At 68.3% G+C, this 20,560-nt stretch carries 22 protein-coding genes, 1 tRNA gene and 1 other RNA gene; 14 read left to right on the forward strand and 10 right to left on the reverse strand.

Annotation, left to right across the window (positions count from 1 at the left end):
• Window positions 1-15: 15 nt before the first annotated feature.
• Window positions 16-465: a DUF1003 domain-containing protein gene (locus BLQ39_RS03485; RefSeq protein WP_092321793.1), complete on the reverse strand. Its 450-nt coding sequence runs from the start codon at window positions 463-465 to the stop codon at window positions 16-18.
• A gap of 66 nt (window positions 466-531) precedes the next feature.
• Between BLQ39_RS03485 and BLQ39_RS03490 the strand changes: the two genes are divergently transcribed.
• The 4 genes from BLQ39_RS03490 (at window position 532) to BLQ39_RS03505 (ending at window position 2,737) form a co-directional block, all read left to right on the forward strand.
• Window positions 532-607: transfer RNA gene (locus BLQ39_RS03490), tRNA-Val, on the forward strand.
• 244 nt (window positions 608-851) lie between these two features.
• On the forward strand, window positions 852-1,556 hold the full coding sequence (locus BLQ39_RS03495) for a GAF and ANTAR domain-containing protein (protein ID WP_092321794.1): 705 nt from the start codon (window positions 852-854) through the stop codon (window positions 1,554-1,556).
• Between the two features lie 9 nt (window positions 1,557-1,565).
• Window positions 1,566-2,279: a GAF and ANTAR domain-containing protein gene (locus BLQ39_RS03500; protein WP_174775342.1), complete on the forward strand. Its 714-nt coding sequence runs from the start codon at window positions 1,566-1,568 to the stop codon at window positions 2,277-2,279.
• Window positions 2,280-2,401: 122 nt separating this feature from the next.
• Window positions 2,402-2,737 carry a hypothetical protein gene (locus BLQ39_RS03505; RefSeq protein ID WP_092321796.1) on the forward strand — a complete coding sequence of 112 codons (336 nt, stop codon included), beginning with the start codon at window positions 2,402-2,404 and terminating at the stop codon, window positions 2,735-2,737.
• Between the two features lie 10 nt (window positions 2,738-2,747).
• Here BLQ39_RS03505 and BLQ39_RS03510 read toward each other — a convergent pair whose 3' ends face one another.
• A complete protein-coding gene (locus BLQ39_RS03510) occupies window positions 2,748-3,626 on the reverse strand; it encodes a universal stress protein (protein ID WP_092321797.1) in 879 nt (292 codons plus the stop codon).
• Between the two features lie 98 nt (window positions 3,627-3,724).
• Between BLQ39_RS03510 and BLQ39_RS03515 the strand changes: the two genes are divergently transcribed.
• The 6 genes from BLQ39_RS03515 to rnpB all read left to right on the forward strand — a co-directional run bounded on the left by BLQ39_RS03515 (window position 3,725) and on the right by rnpB (window position 7,898).
• The gene (locus BLQ39_RS03515) at window positions 3,725-4,231 is read left to right on the forward strand and encodes a DUF427 domain-containing protein (RefSeq protein ID WP_092321799.1); all 507 of its coding nucleotides are present in this window, start codon (window positions 3,725-3,727) and stop codon (window positions 4,229-4,231) included.
• Complete coding sequence (locus BLQ39_RS03520) at window positions 4,228-5,205, forward strand: DMT family transporter (protein WP_241986930.1); 978 nt, start codon at window positions 4,228-4,230, stop codon at window positions 5,203-5,205. The genes BLQ39_RS03515 and BLQ39_RS03520 overlap by 4 nt, the downstream gene beginning before the upstream one ends.
• 266 nt (window positions 5,206-5,471) lie before the next feature.
• Window positions 5,472-6,293, forward strand: coding sequence for a Nif3-like dinuclear metal center hexameric protein (locus tag BLQ39_RS03530; protein WP_092321803.1), 822 nt, complete (start codon window positions 5,472-5,474; stop codon window positions 6,291-6,293).
• 54 nt (window positions 6,294-6,347) lie between these two features.
• Entirely contained in the window at window positions 6,348-7,085 is a 738-nt protein-coding gene (locus BLQ39_RS03535) for a zinc ribbon domain-containing protein (RefSeq protein WP_092321805.1), read from the forward strand.
• Window positions 7,085-7,507, forward strand: coding sequence for a reverse transcriptase-like protein (locus tag BLQ39_RS03540; protein ID WP_092321806.1), 423 nt, complete (start codon window positions 7,085-7,087; stop codon window positions 7,505-7,507). The genes BLQ39_RS03535 and BLQ39_RS03540 overlap by 1 nt, the downstream gene beginning before the upstream one ends.
• Window positions 7,508-7,520: 13 nt before the next feature.
• Window positions 7,521-7,898: RNase P RNA component class A (gene rnpB / locus BLQ39_RS03545), an RNA gene on the forward strand.
• A gap of 39 nt (window positions 7,899-7,937) precedes the next feature.
• Here rnpB and BLQ39_RS03550 read toward each other — a convergent pair.
• From BLQ39_RS03550 to map, 3 genes are read right to left on the reverse strand one after another with little or no spacing between them, the layout of a single operon-like run.
• Window positions 7,938-8,531, reverse strand: coding sequence for a YdeI/OmpD-associated family protein (locus BLQ39_RS03550; protein ID WP_092321808.1), 594 nt, complete (start codon window positions 8,529-8,531; stop codon window positions 7,938-7,940).
• A gap of 57 nt (window positions 8,532-8,588) precedes the next feature.
• Window positions 8,589-9,359, reverse strand: coding sequence for a polyphosphate--glucose phosphotransferase (gene ppgK / locus BLQ39_RS03555; RefSeq protein WP_092321809.1), 771 nt, complete (start codon window positions 9,357-9,359; stop codon window positions 8,589-8,591).
• Window positions 9,360-9,375: 16 nt separating this feature from the next.
• Window positions 9,376-10,242 carry a type I methionyl aminopeptidase gene (gene map, locus BLQ39_RS03560; protein ID WP_092321811.1) on the reverse strand — a complete coding sequence of 289 codons (867 nt, stop codon included), beginning with the start codon at window positions 10,240-10,242 and terminating at the stop codon, window positions 9,376-9,378.
• Between the two features lie 10 nt (window positions 10,243-10,252).
• On the opposite strand from map, the gene BLQ39_RS03565 reads away from it, so the two are divergent.
• Complete coding sequence (locus BLQ39_RS03565; protein WP_092321813.1) at window positions 10,253-10,441, forward strand: hypothetical protein; 189 nt, start codon at window positions 10,253-10,255, stop codon at window positions 10,439-10,441.
• Window positions 10,442-10,454: 13 nt separating this feature from the next.
• Here the strand turns inward: BLQ39_RS03565 and panB are convergent, their stop codons facing one another.
• Complete coding sequence (panB, locus tag BLQ39_RS03570; RefSeq protein WP_092321814.1) at window positions 10,455-11,327, reverse strand: 3-methyl-2-oxobutanoate hydroxymethyltransferase; 873 nt, start codon at window positions 11,325-11,327, stop codon at window positions 10,455-10,457.
• A 101-nt stretch (window positions 11,328-11,428) separates the two neighbouring features.
• Between panB and BLQ39_RS03575 the strand changes: the two genes are divergently transcribed.
• Both BLQ39_RS03575 and BLQ39_RS03580 read left to right on the forward strand, forming a co-directional pair.
• A complete protein-coding gene (locus BLQ39_RS03575; protein WP_092321816.1) occupies window positions 11,429-12,766 on the forward strand; it encodes a glutamine synthetase family protein in 1,338 nt (445 codons plus the stop codon).
• 24 nt (window positions 12,767-12,790) lie between these two features.
• The gene (locus BLQ39_RS03580; protein ID WP_092321818.1) at window positions 12,791-15,826 is read left to right on the forward strand and encodes a bifunctional [glutamine synthetase] adenylyltransferase/[glutamine synthetase]-adenylyl-L-tyrosine phosphorylase; all 3,036 of its coding nucleotides are present in this window, start codon (window positions 12,791-12,793) and stop codon (window positions 15,824-15,826) included.
• Window positions 15,827-15,941: 115 nt separating this feature from the next.
• On the opposite strand, the gene glnA is transcribed toward BLQ39_RS03580, so the two are convergent.
• On the reverse strand, window positions 15,942-17,366 hold the full coding sequence (glnA, locus tag BLQ39_RS03585) for a type I glutamate--ammonia ligase (protein ID WP_092321819.1): 1,425 nt from the start codon (window positions 17,364-17,366) through the stop codon (window positions 15,942-15,944).
• A 165-nt stretch (window positions 17,367-17,531) separates the two neighbouring features.
• Between glnA and BLQ39_RS03590 the strand changes: the two genes are divergently transcribed.
• The gene (locus BLQ39_RS03590; protein ID WP_422386364.1) at window positions 17,532-17,948 is read left to right on the forward strand and encodes an RDD family protein; all 417 of its coding nucleotides are present in this window, start codon (window positions 17,532-17,534) and stop codon (window positions 17,946-17,948) included.
• Window positions 17,949-18,053: 105 nt separating this feature from the next.
• Here BLQ39_RS03590 and BLQ39_RS03595 read toward each other — a convergent pair whose 3' ends face one another.
• From BLQ39_RS03595 to lipB, 3 genes are read right to left on the reverse strand one after another with little or no spacing between them, the layout of a single operon-like run.
• Window positions 18,054-18,758, reverse strand: a complete 705-nt coding sequence (locus BLQ39_RS03595; RefSeq protein WP_092321822.1) for a DUF4191 domain-containing protein — start codon at window positions 18,756-18,758, stop codon at window positions 18,054-18,056.
• Window positions 18,759-18,806: 48 nt separating this feature from the next.
• Window positions 18,807-19,796, reverse strand: a complete 990-nt coding sequence (gene lipA / locus BLQ39_RS03600) for a lipoyl synthase (RefSeq protein ID WP_174775341.1) — start codon at window positions 19,794-19,796, stop codon at window positions 18,807-18,809.
• Window positions 19,793-20,464, reverse strand: coding sequence for a lipoyl(octanoyl) transferase LipB (lipB, locus tag BLQ39_RS03605; RefSeq protein ID WP_092321824.1), 672 nt, complete (start codon window positions 20,462-20,464; stop codon window positions 19,793-19,795). Before lipB ends, lipA begins: the two co-directional genes overlap by 4 nt.
• Window positions 20,465-20,560: the final 96 nt, after the last annotated feature.

The following is a 20,560-nucleotide window of genomic DNA, read 5'->3' on the forward strand; positions in this document are numbered from 1 at the left end:
GTTGCCGCCGGCCGCTTACTGGGCCGCGGGGGCCGGGTTGCCGGACCGTTCGTCGTGCAGGGCCGTCACCAGCAGGCGCAGGTCCATGATCATCTCCAGCTGGCGGTTATTGACTTCCATGAGCAGGCCGATAACGGCCTTCGCCGCGACGTCGGTGTCATAGTCGTGCTGGGCGAGCGCGGCCGAGATGGCGTCCTGCCGCTTCGCCGCAATCAGCAGGATGGCGCCCTGCAGGCCGGCGAGCATGCTGAGGAACAGGTTGAGCAGGATGAACGGGTAGGGATCCCAGTGCAGCGCACGGTCCAGCCCGACCGTGTTCAGGACCGCCCAGACCGCCATGATGGCGAGGAACGCTCCTACGAACGGCCAGCTGCCCATCTTGTTGCGCATGACGTCGGCCGCCCGGGCGCCACGGTCGAGGGTCTTCTTGTGCTGGCCGTGCCAGGTCAGTCGCTCAGTGCTCATGCACCACCGTAGGTCCACGTTGGGTATGCTTGAGCTACTCGATCTCGCGCCGGAGTGGCGCGGTCGGGGCCTTTAGCTCAGTTGGTAGAGCGCCACGTTTACACCGTGGATGTCATCGGTTCGAGCCCGGTAGGGCCCACCACGAGTGATCGCGCAATAGTGGTCGCGTCCCTCCTCCTGCACCGGTTCCGCCTTGGGGTGCGTCGCTCACTTTGTCAAGGGGGGTCGGCCAATCCGGCTCGGCTCGCCGGCGGGGGGATACGCTGAAGGTAACGCGGCCTTGTCCGTGCCACACGTCGAAACTGGTTGGTCCGCCGCGAAGCGGGGTGATCCTGAGGTCACCATGACAACCCGCTGTCCTGCACCCGCGTCCGCACCTGCCCACCATGCCTGATCGTCGAGCATTCGGAGCAGCGGTCGAGGAACTCTCCACGGCCCACGAAAACGCGACCAGCCTGTGTCGGCCGTTCCTGGGGTTGCTGCCGGTCACCGGGGTCGCGATTTCGACGCTGGGCGCCCCGTTCGGCACCGAAACGGTGTGCGCGAGCGACACGCAGGCGGCCCGGATCGACGAGCTCCAGTTCGACCTCGGCGAGGGGCCCTGCTGGGAGGCGCTGACGTCGCGCCGGCCGGTCCTCGCGCCCGACCTCCACAGCGCCGCTCCCTCGTCCTGGCCCATTTTCCTCGAGGCGATCGGTGACGCACCGGTGGGGGCGCTCTACGCATTCCCGCTCACGCTCGGGTCCCTCGATATCGGAGCCGTCGACCTGTATGCCCGGCGACCGGGAACACTGTCGCCGGCGCAGATCGCGGATGCCGTTGCCCTGGCGGGCATCGTCGCCCTCCAGGTGCTCCGGCGCAGCCTTTCCGCGCAGACCCTCAAGCAGGACGCCGAGGCCGACAGCGGCTACTCCCGACGGGTCGTTCACCAGGCCACCGGGATGATCCTGGCCCAACTCGGTTTGTCCGCCGCGGATGCGTTGCTCGTCATCAACGGCTACGCGTTTTCACACGGACGGTCGGTGCGCGAGGTTGCGGCGGACATCGTCGCTCGGCGGGTGGATTTCACCTCGCATTTGAACGACATCTAGAATGGCCTCATGGTGACCCAGACACGTGAAGGTCAGCTGGTCGAGACTTTCGTCACACTTGCCGACACCCTCGTCGTCGGCTATGACATAGTCGACCTCTTGCAGACGCTGGTGGAGAAGTGCGTGCCCCTCTTCGAGGCCTCGGCAGCGGGTATCATCCTGTCGGCCGGGGAAGGCGAACTCGAGGTCGTTGCATCGACCAATGAACGCGGCCGACTCGTTGAGATCCTCCAGCTCCGATCCGGTAGCGGCCCGTGCGTGGAGTGCCTCACGACCGGGCGTGCGGTCGCCGTCGGGGACATCGACGCCGTCGGACCCAAGTGGCCGCGGTTTCGCGCCGGGGCGCTCGAACAGGGTTTCGCTTCCATGATCGCCGTGCCGCTGAGGTTGCGCACGACGACCATCGGTTCACTGAACATCTTCTGGGACCGCCTCGGCGCCCTCGGCGAGGCGGATATCGTCACGGTGCAGGCCCTCGCCGATGTGGCCACCATCGGCATCCTCCAGGAACGGGCCATCCGGGAGAGCGACGACGCACGCCAGCAGCTCCAGCATGCGCTGAACAGCCGGGTCTTGATCGAGCAGGCCAAGGGGGTCCTCGCCTTCACCCATTCCGCCAACATGGATGAGGCGTTCGCCCTGCTGCGAGACTACGCCCGGCGTAACGGCATCCCGTTGGTCGACGTCGCCGAACGCGTCGTCACCCGCACCCTTTCCCTCTGACCCTCACCGCTGCACATTCGGTGGTGAACCGGGCGCGCTCAAGGCTCGGCTCGGCGTAGAATGGTTGTGCAGCCCCGGACCCCGGCAGCACACGTTCAGCCGTGAGCAATCGAGGGATTCCAATGAAGCGCATCTTTCATCCGGGCGGTTCCGTCGTCACCGGAAGCGATCTAGCAGACGCCGTGCTCGTCTATGCCGAGGCGCTTAGCGGGCGACGCCAGGTCGACGTCGTGGACATCCCGATCATCAGCGATGACGGCAGGCAGGGCCGTGCTCAGTTCCTGATCGGCTCCGCGAGCCAGCGGGTCAGCGTGACGTCCGAACCGGCCGCGTTCGAACTGGTCGAACTGGGCACGACGGAACTCCTGCATCGCAAGGCCGAGGACCAGTCGCTCCAGACTCCCATCGGGCTGGCCCACGATCCCGCATTCGCCCAGTTCGACGAATTCGACTACTGATCGAATTCGGCTACTGCTTGGGCTGCATCGCGCTCGCCGCACCGGTGACCGCGCGGGGAACAACCGCAATCGGGCAGGGCATGTTGAGCAGCACATCGTGGCTCACCGAACCCAGGATGAGCCCGGCTACCGCCCCGCGCCCGTGAGTGCCGACGATCAGGAGCTCCGCGGTCCGCGACGCGTCGACGAGTGTCTGCGCGGCCGGGCCCTGCTCGAGGGTCACGGTGACGTCCAGGCCAGGATTCGCCTCCCGGATGCGCCCCGCGGCCCTGGCCAGAATCTCGTCGTGGGCCTGCCGGAGGTCGTCGAAAGGGATCATCAGGCCGTCGTCGAAGCCCAGGGTCGCCGGGATGCTCCAGGCGTGCACGATGACCAGGCCGCGACCGAGTCGGACGGCCTCACGGGCGGCGAAGTCAAGCGCGACATCCGAGGTGTCATCGTCCTCAACGCCGACCACGACAGGCCCGTCCAGGTGCGTCCAATTGGCCGGAACGACGACAAGCGGGCAACGAGCGTGCGCGGCGAGGCGGAGCGGCAGGGTGCCGTACACCGCCCCGGCCATGAAGCCCGTTTTCTTCGTGCCGATCACCAGGAGGTCGGCCTTGGCGGAGGCGCGGATGAGTTCCTCGACCGGGGCGCCCCGACGCATGACACTGGTCTTCTTGAGGCTCGGCGCGGCCTCGTCGACCCGGCGTGCCGCCTCCGCCAGCGCTCGTTCGTACACGAGGTGGAAGTCGTCTTGCGGCCCTCCGGCCGGGACCCAGCCCAGTTCGATCACCGTGGTCAGTTCCACGGTCAGGTTGACCGTTCGCGCTCGCTCGAGCATCCAGTCCACGGCCGCGCTGCTGGCCGGGCCGCCGTCGATGGCGACAATCACGCGTTCGGCCATGGAAACGTCTCCTTTTCCGCGAGTCGCGCCGGAGTGCGCTACTCGATCAGGCTGTCAGCGGGGAGTCTACCCGGGTCACGGTGCCGTACGCTGGCTGGATGAAACCGCCCCCTGAAGAGGTCGCCCGGCCCGGGCCGGGCCAGGAATCCGTGTGGGACTATCCGCGCCCGCCCCGGGTTGAGTCGGTTCCATCCCGGGTCGTCGTGCGCTTCGGCGGCCGGGTCATCGCCGACACGACGGATGCCGTGCGTGTGCTGGAGACCAGCCATCCGCCGGTCTACTACCTGCCGCGAGCGGCCTTCGCGCCAGGGGTCCTGCAGCCCGCGGAGGGCCACACCGTGTGCGAATACAAGGGGGAAGCGTCGTACCTGACCGTGGTCGCCCCCACCGGGGAGCGGGCCGACTCCGCGGCCTGGTCCTATCCGTCGCCTCGTCCCGGATACCTGGACCTGGTCGGCCGCGTCGCCGTGTATCCCGGCCGGATGGACGAGTGCACGGTGGACGGTGAACGGGTGCGGCCGCAGGCCGGCGGGTTCTACGGCGGCTGGATCACCTCGCGCGTCGTCGGGCCGTTCAAGGGTGAGCCCGGGACCCTGGGCTGGTGAGAGAGGCCCGCGGGGTCGCCCCGATCCTCCTGGCGGCAGTGCTCTGGGGAACGACGGGCACGGCCGCACATTTCCTGCCGGGCAGCGTCGGCCCGCTCGCAACCGGCGCAGCGACGATGGCCGTCGGTGGGGCGCTGTTGTTCGCGCTCTCCTCGCTCGGTGCGCTGCGGGTGATTCGGGATCGCTCGATCCGTCCGCACCTGGTCGTCGGCGTCGTCGGAGTCGTGCTCTACCCGCTGGCCTTCTACAGTTCCATGCACCTGGCCGGGGTGATGATGGGCACCGTGGTCTCGCTGGCCTCGGCTCCCGTCTTCGCCGGCCTGATCGAGTTCCTCCGGGACCCGGGCGGCCTGACTCGGCGGTGGGCCGCGTGCACGGCCATCGCCCTCGTCGGCACGGCCCTGCTGGTGATCGGGCGCCCGGCCGACGTTGCAGCGGACGGCTCGGCTCCGCTCGGGGTGCTGCTCGGCCTCGTGGCAGGCCTGAGCTACGCCGTCTACACCGACAGTTCCCACCGGATGATCGCCCGGGGGCACGGCTCCAGCGCCACGATGGGGGCTCTGTTCGGCGTTGGAGCGCTGTGCCTCCTGCCTGTGCTCATCGCGACGGGGGCCCCGCTCCTGGCCGAGGCTCGCACGATCGGGATCTCGACCTACCTGGCCATCGGGCCGATGTTCGCGGCCTATCTGCTCTTCGGCGCGGGGCTCCGGCACGTGCGGAGCAGCACGGCCACGACCCTCACGCTGATTGAGCCGCTGGTGGCCACCGTTCTGGCCGTGCTCGTCGTCGGCGAGCGGCTCGACCCGGTCGGCTGGACCGGCCTCATCCTCTTGATGGCAAGCGTGTTCGCGCTCGTTGCTCCGGACCGGACCAAACCGGAGCCCGTGTTGGTAGAATCCGGGCATGCTCGACCGCGAGTCGGCGGGGCAGGAAGGCTCCGGACCACCCGAAGGACCCGAAGCGCACGGCGATGACGATCTCGCCGCTGCGGTCGATGACGGTGCCCGGACCGCCTCTCATCCGGTCCCGTCTCACGCGGTGCCGGCGAGCGGGTTCGACGCGGATCTCCCGGATGATGCCGACGACGTCGTCCCCGGGGCCGCCGAACCGATCACCAGCCCGCGCGTTCGTGCGGACGAGCGCGTCGTCGAGGTCACGAGGCGATGGGGATTCTTCTCGAAAAGGCGCAGCAGAGTCCGCAGGCACCCGGACGACAGCTAGTCACCGGTAGGCTGGCCCCGTGTCATTCTCGCTCGCCGACGTAACCCGGGTCGCCCACGATCTGTGGCCGCTGTCCGGAGCCGAGCAGTGGGACGCGCCCGGCTTGCTGAGCGGGGATCCGGCCGGTCCGATCGACCACATCCACCTGGCCGTCGATGCCGTGGCCGACACCGTCGACGAGGCCATCGAGGCCAATGCCGACCTCCTGTTCGTGCACCACCCACTGTTGCTGCGCGGCGTGACCACCGTCGCCGAGGACCGCTACAAGGGGGCGCTGCTGAGCCGTCTCATCCGCGCGAACTGCGCGCTGCTGGCGGCCCACACCAACGCCGACATCGTCGTCGACGGCGTCTCGGACGTCTTCGCCTCACGGCTGGGGCTCGTTGACGCCCTGCCCATCACGGCGGGCACGGTCCCCGGGACGGGCATCGGACGCGTTGGCCGGCTCGCCGAACCGACGACCCTGGGCCAGCTGGCCCGTCGGGTGGCCCAGCTGCTGCCGCCCACTGCATCAGGGGTGCGGGCGGCGGGGGAGTACGGGCAGCCGATTGAAACCGTCGCCCTGTGCGGCGGCGCCGGGGACTCGCTCCTCGCGCACCCGTCCGTGCTCGCCGCCGACGTGTACATCACCGCCGACCTCCGGCACCACCCCGCCTCCGAGGCGCGCGAGCAGGCCCGGCTCGGCGGCGCCGGTCCCGCGCTGCTCGACGTCTCACATTGGGCCAGTGAATGGTTGTGGCTTGAGACCGCGGCCGGGCAATTGCGCGAAGCTCTTCCCGGCATGCGCGTCTCCGTCAGCGAGCTCCGCACGGATCCGTGGGACTTTGCCGTCATCCAGTAGCCGGCCGGCTCCCTCAACCCGTTCCCACTCAACACTCGTAAAGGTCAGGACATTGTGAAGGCATCCCCAGCACAGCAGAAGGAGCTTCTTCGGCTCCAGGCGCTCGACACCAGGCTCCAGCAGACGCAGCACCAGACGAAGGCGCTGCCCCAGCACGCCGAACTCGCCGCGCTCGGCACCGAGGCCGAGAAGACACGGACGACCCTGGCGGCGCGCACCGGCGAACTCGAGGATGTGCGGATCGAGCTGGGCCGGATCGAGTCCGATGTCGATGTGGTGGAGAAGCGCATCGCCCGGGACACCGAGCGCGTCGAGCACACATCGTCGGTCAAAGACGTCCAGGCGCTCGAGACCGAACTGGCCGCCCTGCGGAAGCGGCACACCGACCTCGAGGAAATCGAACTGGTTGTGATGGAACGCCTCGAAGAGCGCGAAGCCGCCGTCGCCGAGGTGGAAACCGTCCGCGACGCCCTCGCGGACCGGATCAGCGAGGCGGAGAAGGCCAGGGACATCCGGCTCGCCGAACTGAACCGCGAGCTGGGCGACCTCGCCAGGGACCGCGAGACGATCGCGGCGACCCTGACCGAAGAACTTCGCGCACTCTACGAGAAGCGGCGGGTGGTTGGCCGGGGCAACGCCGCGGCCCTGCTCCGGGCGCGCACCTGCAGCGGCTGCACGATGACGCTCACCGGCAGCGACCTGGAGAGCGTGCGCTCCGCCGACGCCGACGAAGTCGTCTTCTGCCCCGATTGCGGGGCCATCCTGGTGCGCACGGAGGAATCCGGCATCTAGTGGGCCGGTCATTCATCGTCGAGGCGGACGGCGGGTCTCGCGGGAACCCGGGGCGCGCCGGCAGCGGATCGCTCGTCATGGACGCTGAGACCGGCGAGATTCTTGCCGAAATCGGGACCTGGGTCGGCATCGCCACGAACAACGTCGCCGAGTACCGCGGAATGGTCGAAGGCCTCCGCCGCGCACTCGAGCTCGATCCGACGGCGGGCATCCTCGTGCGCATGGACTCCCAGCTCGTCGTCGAACAGATGTCCGGCCGCTGGAAGATCAAACATCCCGACATGCGGGAGTTGGCGGCCGAGGCACGGGAACTGATCGGCCACCGGCCGGTCACCTTCGAGTGGATTCCGCGCGCCGAGAATGCCCGCGCGGATGCGCTGGCCAACCGGGCCATGGACATGGGACACAGCTTCGGGCTGTAGGATTTGACCTGAATGGGTCGGCAAGACGGTCGCGTCATTCGGTGCTTTTCGGAGCAGCGGATGCCGAGGAACGTCCGGGCTCCACAGAGCAGGGCGGTGGGTAACACCCACCCGGGGCAACCCGCGAGACAGTGCCACAGAAAGTAAACCGCCACCGGCCTCGGCTGGGGGTAAGGGTGAAACGGTGGTGTAAGAGACCACCAGAGGCCAGGGTGACCTGGTCGGCTCGGTAAACCTCGTCCGGAGCAAGGTCGAACAGGAAACGCTAAGGCTGCTCGCCGAGTTTCCGGGTAGACCGCTAGAGGGCTGCGGCAACGCAGTCCCAAGATAGATGGCCGTCCAGGGTGCTTTGGCACCGGGACAGAACCCGGCGTACCAGCCGGCCCATTCCCTCCCCGCAGCGCCCGGTCGTCGGCCTCGGCCCCCGGGGTCAGGGCGCGGCCGGCCCGGGTCGCACCGGACGGTTCTCCGCGGCGGCCGCGACGACCTCCGCGATCCGTTTCTCGCGCGTCACCGGGCGTTTGGCGCTCGCGACCCAGTACAGGAGTTGCTTGCGCGTCGACGGCGGAAGCGCCGCAAACCCGTGCTCGGCACCGGGTTTGCCGGCGAGGACCGCGGCGAGGTCGGCCGGGGCAACGAGTGTCTCCACCTCGTCCAGGATCGTCCATGATCCGTCGGCCTTCGCGGCCGCCACGGCCGCCAATCCCGCGGGAGCCAGCAAGCCCTGCTCGGCGAGCCGAGCGACGCGTTCCTTGTTGCTCTGCGCCCACACGCTGCCGGGCCTCCGCGGGGTCATGAGCTGCTTGAAGCGGGCCTCGTCCAGGCGATTCACCACGCTGTCGATCCAGCCGAAACACACGGCCTCCTCCACCGCAGCCTGGTAGGTCAGCGTGGTGACCGTGTTCCCCTTCTTACCCACGGCCAGCCACACGCCGGGGGAGTCGGCATGGTTGGCCTCCAGCCAGGCCCGCCACTGCCGACGGTCCGCCGGTTCGATGAAAGAAAGGTCAGCGAGCGGCGTCATGCGGCGAGCCTCCTCACACACGATAGGTCCACGGCGGGAGCCTACCCGGGCGCGGGTTCAGACGCCGGCGAACCCGATCGCCAGTGCCGCCGCGCCCAGGATGCCGGCGTTGTTGCGGTGCACGGCGGGCACGATCGGGGTCGACAGGCTCAGCAGCGGCAGGAACTCCTGGTGGTGCTTGGACACGCCGCCGCCGACGATGAACAGGTCGGGGGTGAAGAGCTTCTCGAGCGTCGAGTAGTACTTCTGCAGGCGGCCGGCCCACTTCGCCCAGCTCAGGTTCTCCCGTTCCTTGACCGAGTAGGCCGCGCGGGTCTCGTAATCGTGCCCGTCGATCTCGAGGTGGCCGAGCTCGGTGTTCGGCACGAGCAGGCCATCGTTGAGCAGCGCGGTGCCGATGCCGGTGCCGAGCGTGGTCAGGAGCACGACGCCCGGCACATTGCGGGCGGCGCCGAACTGCGCCTCGGCATAGCCGGCGGCATCCGCGTCGTTCACGAAGTGGATCGGGCGGCCGAGGCCGTCCTCGAAGAGCTGCTCGGCCGCCAGGCCGATCCATTTCTCGGACACGTTTGCGGCCGACATGGTCCGGCCGTGCTTGACCACGGCGGGGAAGCAGACGCCGATCGGAAGGTCGGCACCCCCCGCCGAGCCCGTCGACACCATGCCCAGGAGCTGGCGGGTGGTTTCGACGATGTCCCGTGGGCTCCCGCCCTTCGGCGTCGCGAGCTTGACTCGATCGGAGAGCAGCGCACCGGTCGAGAGGTCGACCACAGCCCCCTTGATGCCGGTGCCGCCGATGTCGATCCCGATGGCCGTGGTAGAACTCATAAGGAAAACCTACCCGCTACGGCAGGGTGAGGATATCGGCTCCGCGCTCCGTGACCACGAGGGTGTGCTCGAACTGGGCCGTCATGCTCCGATCCCTCGTCGTCACGGTCCAGTCGTCCGACCACATGTCCCACTGGTGCGTGCCCAGGGTGAGCATCGGCTCGATCGTGAACACCATGCCGACCTCCATCACTGTGTCGTAGAGCGGGGCCGAGTCGTAGTGGGGGATGATCAGCCCGGAGTGGAACGCCTCGCCGACACCGTGGCCGGTGAAATCGCGCACGACTCCGTAGTTGAAGCGTTTGGCGTAGGACTCGATCGCCCGGCCGATCACGTTGACCCGGCGCCCGGGCGCCACGGCTTTGATCCCCCTCGCGAGGGCCTCCCGGGTTCGCTCGACAAGGAGGGTGACCTCCTCGGTCGCCTCACCGACGATGAACGTGACATTGCTGTCGCCGTGCACACCGTTCTTGAACGCGGTGATGTCGATGTTCACGAGGTCGCCGTTCTCCAGCACGGTGTCGTCGGGGATGCCATGGCAGATCACTTCGTTCACCGAGCTGCACAGGGACTTGGGGTAGCCCCGGTAGCCGAGCGTCGACGGGTAGGCGTCGTTGGCGACCAGGAAGTCGTGGCCGACGGCGTCGAGCTCGTCCGTGGTCGCTCCGGGGCGGACGGCCCGGCCGACGGCCTGGATGGCCTGGGCGGCGATCCGGCCGGATTCGCGGATCAGTTCGATCTTCTCGGGCGAGTAGACGTCCGAGCCCTCGAAACGGGAGGGGGCTTCCTTGCCGACGTACTCGGGGCGGGCGATGCGGGAGGGGACCGGCCGGGTGGCCGAGACCGTTCCGGGGATGAGCTGACCGACGGGATTCTTAGGCATAGGATCAATTATGACCGCTGATTCTGAACACCAGTTCTGGTACAACATGCGCACCGGCAAAGTCGAACAGGGCCCCCAGTCGCAGTCAATCGATCGGGTAGGTCCCTTCGCCACCGAGCTCGAGGCGAGTCACGCCCTGGAGAAGCTCCGGGCGAACAGCGCCAAATGGGCAGAGGACGACGCCCGGGACGAACGCTGACCGCGCCGCCGGCTCACTCGTAGCTGTGCTCGGGGGCCGGGTAGGCGCCTGAATCGACGTCGTCCTTGAACTGGTGCACGGCATCCGTCAGGACGCCGCGCAGGTTCGCGTACTGGCGCACGAAGCGGGGCACCCGGCCGTCGGTCATGCCGGCGAAGTCGGTCCAGACCATCAGCTGGCCGTCAACGTCGGGCCCGGCCCCGACCCCGATCGTGGGGATCTCGAGGCGCGCGGTCACCTGGGCGGCGACCGTCGCGGGCACCATTTCGAGGACAATCGCGAATGCGCCGGCGTCCTGCACAGCGAGCGCGTCCTCGATCAGCCGATCTGCTGCCTCGCCGCGGCCCTGGATGATGTGCCCGCCCAGGCCGTGCTCGCTCTGTGGGGTGAAGCCGATGTGGCCCATCACCGGAATACCGGAGGTGACGATCCGTTTGATCTGCTTGTGGCTGCGCACGCCGCCCTCGAGCTTGACCGCGTGGGCCTGGGCTTCCTTCATGAAGCGAACGGCGGTGTGCAGGGCCTCGGTCGCGCCGGTCTCGTAGGAACCGAACGGCATGTCCGCCACCACGAGTGCCCGTGTCACGGCTCGGGCCACGGCGCGGGTAAGGGGGATGAGTTCGTCGACGGTCACCGGGAGGGTGGTCTCGTAGCCGAACACGTTGTTTCCGGCCGAATCGCCCACGAGCAGGAAATCGATCCCCGCCTGGTCGAAGATCTGGGCCGTGAGCATGTCGTAGCTGGTGAGCCCCGTGATCGGGATCCCCTGCTGCTTCGCGGTGTGGAAATGGCGGGTGCGCACTCGCTTGGGACCGGGGGGAACGACCGCGAACGGGTTCTGCTCCGGGGCGGCGGCGGATGCGGCGGGGGCGGGTGACTCTGGCATGGCTCAAGTGTAGTCAGAGCGTCATCGGCGGCTGCCCGGCCCGGTTTTCGCGATATCGGCGGCGCCAGACACTAGCCTAGGAGGAACAAGAAAGGGCCTGAATGGACAAGCAGCGCGACTTCGTTCTTCGTACCATCGAGGAGCGGGGAATCAAGTTCGTCCGGCTGTGGTTCACCGACGTCGTCGGCACCCTCAAATCGGTCGCCATCGCCCCGGCCGAGGTCGAAGGGGCGTTCGCCGAGGGGCTCGGATTCGACGGGTCGGCCATCGAAGGCCTGACCCGGTCGTTCGAGGCCGATGTGCTCGCGCACCCCGACCCGACCACGTTCCAGATCCTGCCCTGGCGCGGCGAAGTGGACCCGACCGCGCGCATGTTCTGCGACATCACGACCCCGGACGGCCAGCCGGCCGTGGCCGACCCGAGGAACGTGCTCAAACGCACCCTCGCGAAGGCGGCCGAGCGCGGCTTCACCTTCTACACGCACCCCGAGATCGAGTTTTACCTGCTCAAGTCGTCCAAGTACGGCAAGAACGGCCCGGTTCCCGTCGACTCGGCCGGATACTTCGACAACGTCCCCGGCGGCACGGCGCACGACTTCCGCCGCCGCTCGGTGCGGATGCTCGAAGACCTGGGCATCTCGGTCGAGTTCAGCCATCACGAGGCGGGCCCGGGCCAGAACGAGATCGACCTGCGCTACGCCGACGCGTTGACGACGGCGGACAACATCATGACCTTCCGGACCGTCATCAAGGAGGTGGCGATCGAGCAGGGCGTCTACGCGACGTTCATGCCCAAGCCCATGTCCGAGCACCCGGGTTCCGGGATGCACACGCACCTGTCGCTGTTCGAAGGCGACACGAACGCGTTCTACGAGGCCGGGGCGCAGTACCAGCTCTCCAAAACCGGCCGCCAGTTCATCGCCGGCCTGCTCAAGCACGCGCCGGAGATCACCGCGGTCACGAACCAGTTCGTCAACTCCTACAAGAGGCTGTGGGGCGGCGACGAGGCCCCGAGCTTTGTCTGCTGGGGCCTCAACAATCGCTCGGCGCTCATCCGCGTGCCCCTGTACAAGCCCAACAAGGGGCAGAGTGCGCGCGTCGAGTACCGGGCCATCGACTCCGCGGCAAACCCCTACCTCGCCTACTCGCTCATGCTCGCCGCCGGTCTCAAGGGCATCGAGGAGGGCTACGAGCTTCCCCCGGAGGCGGAGGACAACGTGTGGAGCCTGAGCGACACGGAGCGCCGTGCCCTCGGCTACCACCAGCTTCCCGCCAGCCTCGACCACGCCATCCAGTTCATGGAGGAGTCGGAGCTCGTCGCGGAAACGCTGGGCGAGCAGGTCTTCAACTATGTGCTGCTCAACAAGCGCCAGGAGTGGCGGGAGTACCGGTCCCAGGTCACCCCGTTCGAGCTGCGCAAGAACCTCGAGATGCTCTAGGAGGAGGCGGAGGAGCGGCACGTCATGGCGCGGCCACAGTTGACCCTGACCGAGCTTGCCCGGGTGGGATTCGTCGAACTCGGCGTCGTCCGGGACCGGCTCGCGGAGGTCCTCTCCCTCGGCGGCCCGGATGGAGCCGAACTCCTGCCGCTGCTGGGCAGCACGGCGAGCCCGGATGCCGCCCTCGGCGCCCTGCTGGCCCTCCTGCGCCAGGCGCCGGGGGAGGTGCGCGCCCTGCTCAAGCATCCGGACGCAACCCTCCGCCTGCTGCGGGTGATCGGGGCGTCGAGCGGCCTGGCCGACTTCTTCCTCCGGCACCCCGATGAACTCGGCATACTCGCGGAGGCCCGGACGTCCCTCCCGGGCCTCGACGAGTTGTCCGCCGACCTCCTCGATTCCGTCGGCGCCCGCGACGGCTTCGCCACCCTGGTCGAGGATGCGGGGTGGGTGGCCCTGCGCGTGCGCTACCGCAGGCGGCTCGCGGAGCTGGCGGCATTCGACCTGGAGCAGGAAGACCCGGTCGCGGGCGTCGACGGTGTGGCGCGCACCCTGGCCGACCTCGCGGCGGCGGCCCTGGAGGCGTCGCTGGCCGTCGCCCGCAGCATGTGCTCGGGTGCCGTTGCCGCCCACGGTATCTTCCCGGTCGAGCAGGTGCGTGCGACGCGCCTGGCGGTCATCGGTATGGGAAAGGCCGGGGCGAACGAACTGAACTACGTCAGCGACGTGGACGTGATCTTCGTCGCCGAGGGCGACGAGGCATCCGACCTCGACAGCGCGCGGGCGGTCGACATTGCCACCAGGCTGGCCATCCTGATGATGCGCGGCATTAATGAGTTCGCCGTCGAGCCGGAGCTCTGGGAGGTCGATCCGAACCTCCGGCCGGAGGGCAAGGACGGCGCCCTCGTTCGCTCGCTGGAGTCGCATCTGGCCTACTACGACCGGTGGGCGAAGAGCTGGGAGTTCCAGGCCCTGCTCAAGGCCAGGCCGCTTGCGGGCGACCACGACCTGGGCGCCCGGTACGTCGAGGCGGTCGGCCCGAAGGTGTGGACCAGCGCGAGCCGGGAGAACTTCGTCGAATCCGTCCAGCGGATGCGTGAGCGCGTGACGACGAATATTCCCGATGACGAAGTCGACGTGCAGCTCAAGCTCGGTCCCGGCGGTCTGCGCGACATCGAGTTCACCGTGCAGCTGCTCCAGCTGGTGCACGGCCAGGCCGACCCCGACGTGAGGCAGCCGGGAACCCTGCCCGCCCTGGTCGCCCTCGCGGAGGCGGGCTACGTCGGGCGCGCGGAGGCCGCCGAATTCGCGCAGGACTACCGCATGCTCAGGCTGATGGAACACCGGCTGCAGCTTGAGAAGCTGCGCCGCACCCACCTGGTGCCGCGCGATGAGGCGAGCCTGCGCATCCTGGCCCGCGCGACCGGGCTGGCCACGAGCGCCTCCCAACTGACGGCACGGTGGATGGACACCAAACAGCGCGTGCGCGGCCTGCACGAACGCCTGTTCTACCGCCCGCTGCTGTCCGCCGTCGCCGCGCTGCCGGCCGAGGGACGAGCCCTCACGAGCGCCCAGGCCGAGGCCAGGCTCGCCGCGATCGGCTTCCGCAACCCGAAGGGAGCCCTCGGCCACATCGCCGCGCTCACCGGCGGGGTGTCCCGCCGCGCGGCGATCCAGCGTCACCTGCTCCCGGTGATGCTGCAGTGGTTCTCGGAGGGCGCCGACCCCGACTACGGTCTGCTTGCCTTCCGGCGGCTGAGCGACAACCTGGGCTCGACGTACTGGTTCCTCCGCATGCTGCGGGACTCGTCCGGCGCCGCACAGCGCCTGACCCACGTGCTGTCCGCGTCCCGGTTCGTCGGCGAGCTGCTCGAGAAGATCCCCGAGGCCGTCGCGTGGCTGGAACACGAAGACGATTTGCGGCCGCGACCGCTCGCTGCGTTGCAGGAGGAGGCGCGCGCCGTGCTCGCCAGGCATGAGAGCCCGGATGCCGCCGCGTCGATCCTGCGCACGGCCCGGCGCAGGGAGATGCTCCGGCTGGCGTTCTCGTCCGTCCTCGGCAAACTCACGATCGAGCAGCTCGCTGCCGGGCTGACCAACGTCAATGCCACCGTCATCCAGAGCGTGCTTGCCGCCATCCGCGGAACGGCACTGGGCGGCGCGGACGCAGCAGCCCCGCCGGACGGGATCGAATTCGCGGTCATCGGCATGGGGCGGTTCGGCGGCGCCGAACTGGGCTTCGGCTCGGATGCCGACGTCATGTATGTGTTCCGGGCGGGTACGCTGCAGGGCGAAGCCGCCCACGACCGCGCCAGGTTCATTGTGCGCGAACTCAACCGGCTCACCGAGGACAACCGCCTCCCGCTCGACCTGGACATCGGCCTGCGGCCGGAAGGCAAGAACGGCCCCGTGGCCCGCTCACTCGACTCCTACGAGGCGTACTACCGGCGCTGGTCTCTCACCTGGGAGGCTCAGGCGCTGCTGCGGGGCAGGGGAGTGGCGGGGGACCCGGCGCTGCTTCGCGACTTCGAGGCGGTGGCGGACTCGGTGCGTTATCCGGTCGCGATCGCCGAGCAGGAGGTGCGCGAGGTCAAGCGCATCAAGGCGCGGGTCGAGAACGAACGCCTTCCCCAGGCGGCGGATCCGAACCGGCACCTCAAGCTCGGCCGGGGCTCGCTGAGCGACGTGGAGTGGTTCGTTCAGCTGCTCCAGTTGCAGCACGCAGCGGCCGTGCCCGGCCTGCGCACGACATCGACCCTGAGCGCGCTCCAGGCGGCCGTCGACGCCGACCTGGTCGCCGAGGCGGACGCGGCTACGCTCCGTGCCGCGTGGGAATTCGCCTCGCGCGCCCGCTCGGCCATCACCCTCTGGACGAACCGCACCTCGGATGTGCTCCCCACCGACCGCGTTCAACTCGAGGGCATCGCCCGGATGATGGAGTATCCGCCGGGCTCCGCAAACGCGCTCGAGGAGGAATACCTCGCCGTCACCCGCCGGGCGCGCGCCGTGTTCGAGCGGCTCTTCTACGGCCCGGTGGAGCGCGCCGGGCCCACCACCGGCTGACCCGCACGCTGGCCCGCGCAACGCGGCGGGGCCGCACCTCCGAAGAGATGCGGCCCCGGCGGGAACGCGTGGTGTCAGGTGGCCGTGGTGTCAGGTGGCCGTGGTGTCAAGTGGCTCAGACGCCGTAGTAGAGCTCGAACTCGAACGGGTGCGGACGCTGCGCGAGCGGCTTGATCTCGTTCTCGCGCTTGTAGCTGATCCAGGTCTCGATCAGTTCGGGCGTGAACACGTTTCCGGCGAGCAGGAAGTCGTGGTCGGCCTCGAGCGCGTCCAGCGCGGCCTCGAGCGACGCGGGAAGCTGGGGGATGCTCTTGGCTTCTTCGGGCGGGAGCTCGTACAGGTCCTTGTCGACGGGCTCGTGCGGCTCGATGCGGTTCTTGATCCCGTCGAGGCCGGCCATCAGCTGCGCAGCGAAGGCGAGGTACGGGTTGCTCGCGCCGTCCGGAACGCGGAACTCGATGCGTTTTGCCTTCGGGTTCGTGCCGGTGATCGGAATCCGGATGCACGCGGAGCGGTTACCGGCCGAGTAGACCAGGTTGACGGGAGCTTCGAAACCGGGGACCAGGCGACGGAACGAGTTCACGCTCGGGTTGGTGAACGCGAGGACCGCGGGGGCATGCTTGAGCAGCCCGCCGATGTACCAGCGGGCGAGGTCGGAGAGACCGCCGTAGCCGGCCTCGTCGTAGAACAGCGGCTGGCCGTCGGCCCAGAGGGACTGGTGCGTGTGCATCCCGGAGCCGTTGTCGCCGAACAGGGGCTTCGGCATGAAGGTGGCGGTCTTGCCCCAGTCGTGAGCGGTGTTCTTGACGATGTACTTGAACTTCAGGATGTCGTCGGCCGCGTGCACCATGGTGTCGAAGCGGTAGTTGATCTCGCCCTGGCCGCCCGTGCCCACCTCGTGGTGGCTGCGCTCGAGGATGAGGCCGGCGTCGATCAGTTTGAGGCAGATGTCGTCGCGCAGGTCGGCGTGCTGGTCGACCGGGCTCACCGGGAAGTAGCCGCCCTTGAACGGGGTCTTGTTGGCGAGGTTGCCGCCCTCTTCCTGCTTGCCGGAGTTCCAGGCGCCCTCGCTGGAGTCGACGGAGTAGAAGCTGGAGTGCTGGTTCACTTCGTAGCGCACGTCGTCGAAGATGTAGAACTCGGCCTCGGGAGCGAAGAACGCGGTGTCGGCGATGCCGGTGGAGGCCAGGTACTTCTCGGCCTTCTTGGCGACCTGGCGCGGGTCCTTCGAGTAGATCTCGCCGTTGCGCGGATTATAGATGTCGAAGAGCATGATGAGGGTGCGCTCGGCGCGGAAAGCGTCGATGTAGGCGGTGGTGACGTCGGGGATGAGCTGCATGTCCGACTCGTGGATCGACGCGAAACCGCGGATCGACGAACCATCGAACATCTGGCCGACCGTGAAGAAGTCTTCATCCACCGTCGAGGCCGGGATGTTGAAGTGCTGCTGCACACCGGGCAGGTCGGTGAAGCGGATGTCAAGGAACTTGACGTCCGTTTCCTTGATGAATTTGAGCACTTCTGAGGAATCGCGGAACATGCGGATTAACTCCAATGGGCGTGGATCTGGGACAGAGGTCGGTCGGTACGACTTCCCCGAGATTAGTCTGGCGGCGTTACCCGAGGGTGACGCTTATGTTTCACACATGTTACGCCGGAGCCAGCTCGGTAGACTGATCGAGTGCCGGAACCGAGATCGAAATCCATACCCTTTGGCCAGCTCGCACCGAGCACATGGCCGGGCGAGCGGCTTGGTCTTCCCCGATCCGGGCCCCGATCGGTGGCCCGCGCCGGGCGACGGATCGCTGCCCTCGCGATCGACTGGGCGCTGGCCTATGCGGCATCGGCCCTGTTCTTCTCCCGGGACGGTTTCGTGAACGGCATCGCGACCACGGCCATCTTCGTCGCGTTGCAGATCGTGTTCATTCCGACGATCGGCGGCAGCATCGGACACCGCCTGGTCGGGCTGTACGTCGTGCCGCTCACCGGCGGCTGGGTGGGGCCCTGGCGGCCGATCGTGCGCTCGATCCTGCTCGGCCTGGTCATTCCGGCGCTCGTCTGGGACTCAGACCAGCGCGGCTTCCACGACAAGGTAGCCGGAACCGTTCTCGTCCGAGGCTGACCTCGAGTCGGCGGAACGTCGAGCCTGGTCCCGGGCCTGCACCCGCGTGGGTCCGGGCATGAAAACGCCCGGCCCGACGGGCCGGGCGTTCCGGTTCGGCTGCGGCTACGCGCGCTTCGGGCGCGCCTTCGCCGGGTCGACGCCCTTGGGGATGGGCAGCTTCCTGGCCATGGAGTTCAAACGGTTGTTGACGGCCAGGACTTCAGCCTTCGTGAGCGTCGGTTTGATCTTTGTCAGGCGGCGCGCCAGTTTGTGCAGGGGGACCGCGTCCTCGTCCGGACCGACCGAAATGACGGTGACGGCGATGCTGCCGCCGAGCCGGGACACCATGCGGCGCTCGTCGTCCAGCATGCGCGCGGTGCGGGTGCGAGGTCCCTCGCTGATCAGCACGACACCGCCGCGGCCGACGGCGCGGTAGATGGCGTCCTGGGTCTTGCCGTTCACGGCGACCGGCATTTCGCTGCCGACCCAGCCGCGCTTGAGCGAACTGCGAAGCACCGCGCCGACGGCTCCCGGCTGGCCCTCGATCTGGGAGTACGCGGCCTTCTCGGCACGGCGACCGAGGATGATCATCATCGCGAGCACGCCGCCGAGCACGCCGGCGACGGCCCACAGGGCGATGGTCCAGCCGCCGCCCGAGGTGAGCAGGGCGAATCCGATGCTCACCACGACGGGGATCAGGAAGCCCAGGATCATGAACAGGACGATGTTCGAGTCGTAGCGCCTCGTCATCTGGAAGACCTGCCACATTTGCTTTATGCGGCCGGGTTCTTTCGGGGGACGGGGGGTCTTGTCCTTGCTGCGTGCCATGAGTCTAAGACTACCCAGTCAGCCGAATACCGCGTGACCGAAAAGGGCTCACGACACGGCCTGCGCGAAGCCGAGCGTGGCATCCGCAAGATGCCGCAGATGGTCGGGCACGTCGCGGCCGCTCTTCTGCATGGACTGGGCCCACAGGCGGCCGGCCCGGTAGGACGACCGCACGAGCGGCCCGGACAGCACGCCGAGGAATCCGATCGCCTCGGCTTCCTCCTTGAGCTCGACGAACTCCTCCGGCTTCACCCAGCGCGCCACCGGCAGGTGGCGGGCGCTGGGGCGCAGGTACTGGGTGATTGTGATGATGTCGGTGCCGGCATCGTGGAGGTCCTGGAGGGCCTGGCTGACCTCCGCCCGCTCCTCGCCCATGCCGAGGATCAGGTTCGACTTGGTGATCAGGCCGGCGTTCCGCCCCTGCGTGAGCACGTCGAGGGACCGGTCATACCGGAATGCCGGGCGGACGCGCTTGAAGATGCGCGGCACGGTCTCGACGTTATGCGCGAACACCTCGGGCCGGGCCGAGAAGACCTCGCCGAGGTGGTCCGGATTGCCGGAGAAGTCCGGCACCAGGATTTCCACGCCCGTGCCCGGGCTCTGCCGGTGGATTTCGCGGATCGTTTCGGCGTAGATCCACGAGCCCTCGTCGGGCTGGTCGTCGCGGGCCACGCCGGTGACGGTGGCGTACCGCAGTTGCATCTTGACGACGGATTCCGCGACGCGGCGCGGTTCGTCGCGGTCGTAGTCGGCCGGTTTGCCGGTGTCGATCATGCAGAAGTCGCAGCGCCTGGTGCACTGCGAGCCGCCGATCAGGAATGTCGCCTCGCGGTCTTCCCAGCACTCGTAGATGTTCGGGCAGCCCGCCTCCTGGCAGACCGTGTGCAGGTCCTCGCTCTTCACAAGGCTCTGCATCTTCTGGTATTCGGGCCCCATTTTGGCCTTGATCTTGATCCACTCGGGCTTGCGCTCGATCGGTGTCTCGGCGTTGCGGATCTCCAGGCGGAGCATCTTCCGGCCGTCGGGTGCGGCGCTCACGCGGTCACCGCCACGTCGCTCGTCACGATGTCCATCACGTTGCTCATCGCGTCGTTTTGGAATCGGGCGCGGACGGGTTCGATGAGTTCGGACGTGTCCACCTCGCGGCCGAGCACGCGCGACATGGTCGTCACGCCGGCATCCTTGATCCCGCAGGGGACGATCCGGCTGTACGGTTCGAGCGAATTGCTGCAATTGAGGGCGAAGCCGTGCATGGTCACGCCTTCGGCAACCCGGATGCCGATGGCCGCGATCTTGTCTTCCCGGCCGGCCGGGCCGACCCAGACCCCCGAGCGGCCGGGGACGCGGACTCCCTCGATGCCGAAGCCGGCGAGCACGTCGATGAGGATCCCCTCGAGGCCGCGCACGTAGCCGACGACGTCGACGGGCTCGGCGAGGTGCAGAATCGGATACCCGACCAGCTGTCCCGGCCCGTGCCAGGTGATCTTGCCGCCCCGGTCCACATCGATGACCGGCGTTCCGTCGGTGGGACGGTCCTCCGGATCGGTGCGTTTGCCGGCGGTGTACACGGCGGGGTGTTCCAGCAGGATGACGGTGTCGGGTCTCTCACCGGAGACGACCGAACGGTGGACTGCGCGTTGGAGCTCAAGGCCCTCAACATACGGCACGGAGTTGGCGCTTAGCCCCGCGACGACAAAGTCGAGCATGGGGTCCAGTCTAGGGTCTGGGCCCCTCCTCCACCGTCGATGGCCGAAGCGTCGTCCCCCGGAGTCCGTGGTGGAGACCGGCGCTCACCGCCCCGG

Origin of the sequence: Cryobacterium psychrotolerans, from assembly GCF_900101115.1 — a bacterium.
Lineage (GTDB): Bacteria > Actinomycetota > Actinomycetes > Actinomycetales > Microbacteriaceae > Cryobacterium > Cryobacterium psychrotolerans.

Coding starts and splice junctions, on each gene's coding strand:
- BLQ39_RS03500 (WP_174775342.1), top strand. CDS start 1,566: ATGGTGACCCAGACACGTGAAGGTCAGCTGGTCGAGACTTTCGTCACA.
- BLQ39_RS03580 (WP_092321818.1), top strand. CDS start 12,791: ATGGCGCGGCCACAGTTGACCCTGACCGAGCTTGCCCGGGTGGGATTC.
- map (WP_092321811.1), bottom strand. CDS start 10,242: ATGCCTAAGAATCCCGTCGGTCAGCTCATCCCCGGAACGGTCTCGGCC.
- BLQ39_RS03565 (WP_092321813.1), top strand. CDS start 10,253: ATGACCGCTGATTCTGAACACCAGTTCTGGTACAACATGCGCACCGGC.
- glnA (WP_092321819.1), bottom strand. CDS start 17,366: ATGTTCCGCGATTCCTCAGAAGTGCTCAAATTCATCAAGGAAACGGAC.
- BLQ39_RS03510 (WP_092321797.1), bottom strand. CDS start 3,626: ATGGCCGAACGCGTGATTGTCGCCATCGACGGCGGCCCGGCCAGCAGC.
- BLQ39_RS03495 (WP_092321794.1), top strand. CDS start 852: ATGCCTGATCGTCGAGCATTCGGAGCAGCGGTCGAGGAACTCTCCACG.
- BLQ39_RS03485 (WP_092321793.1), bottom strand. CDS start 465: ATGAGCACTGAGCGACTGACCTGGCACGGCCAGCACAAGAAGACCCTC.
- BLQ39_RS03575 (WP_092321816.1), top strand. CDS start 11,429: ATGGACAAGCAGCGCGACTTCGTTCTTCGTACCATCGAGGAGCGGGGA.
- lipB (WP_092321824.1), bottom strand. CDS start 20,464: ATGCTCGACTTTGTCGTCGCGGGGCTAAGCGCCAACTCCGTGCCGTAT.
- BLQ39_RS03505 (WP_092321796.1), top strand. CDS start 2,402: ATGAAGCGCATCTTTCATCCGGGCGGTTCCGTCGTCACCGGAAGCGAT.
- panB (WP_092321814.1), bottom strand. CDS start 11,327: ATGCCAGAGTCACCCGCCCCCGCCGCATCCGCCGCCGCCCCGGAGCAG.
- BLQ39_RS03595 (WP_092321822.1), bottom strand. CDS start 18,758: ATGGCACGCAGCAAGGACAAGACCCCCCGTCCCCCGAAAGAACCCGGC.
- ppgK (WP_092321809.1), bottom strand. CDS start 9,359: ATGAGTTCTACCACGGCCATCGGGATCGACATCGGCGGCACCGGCATC.
- BLQ39_RS03515 (WP_092321799.1), top strand. CDS start 3,725: ATGAAACCGCCCCCTGAAGAGGTCGCCCGGCCCGGGCCGGGCCAGGAA.
- BLQ39_RS03550 (WP_092321808.1), bottom strand. CDS start 8,531: ATGACGCCGCTCGCTGACCTTTCTTTCATCGAACCGGCGGACCGTCGG.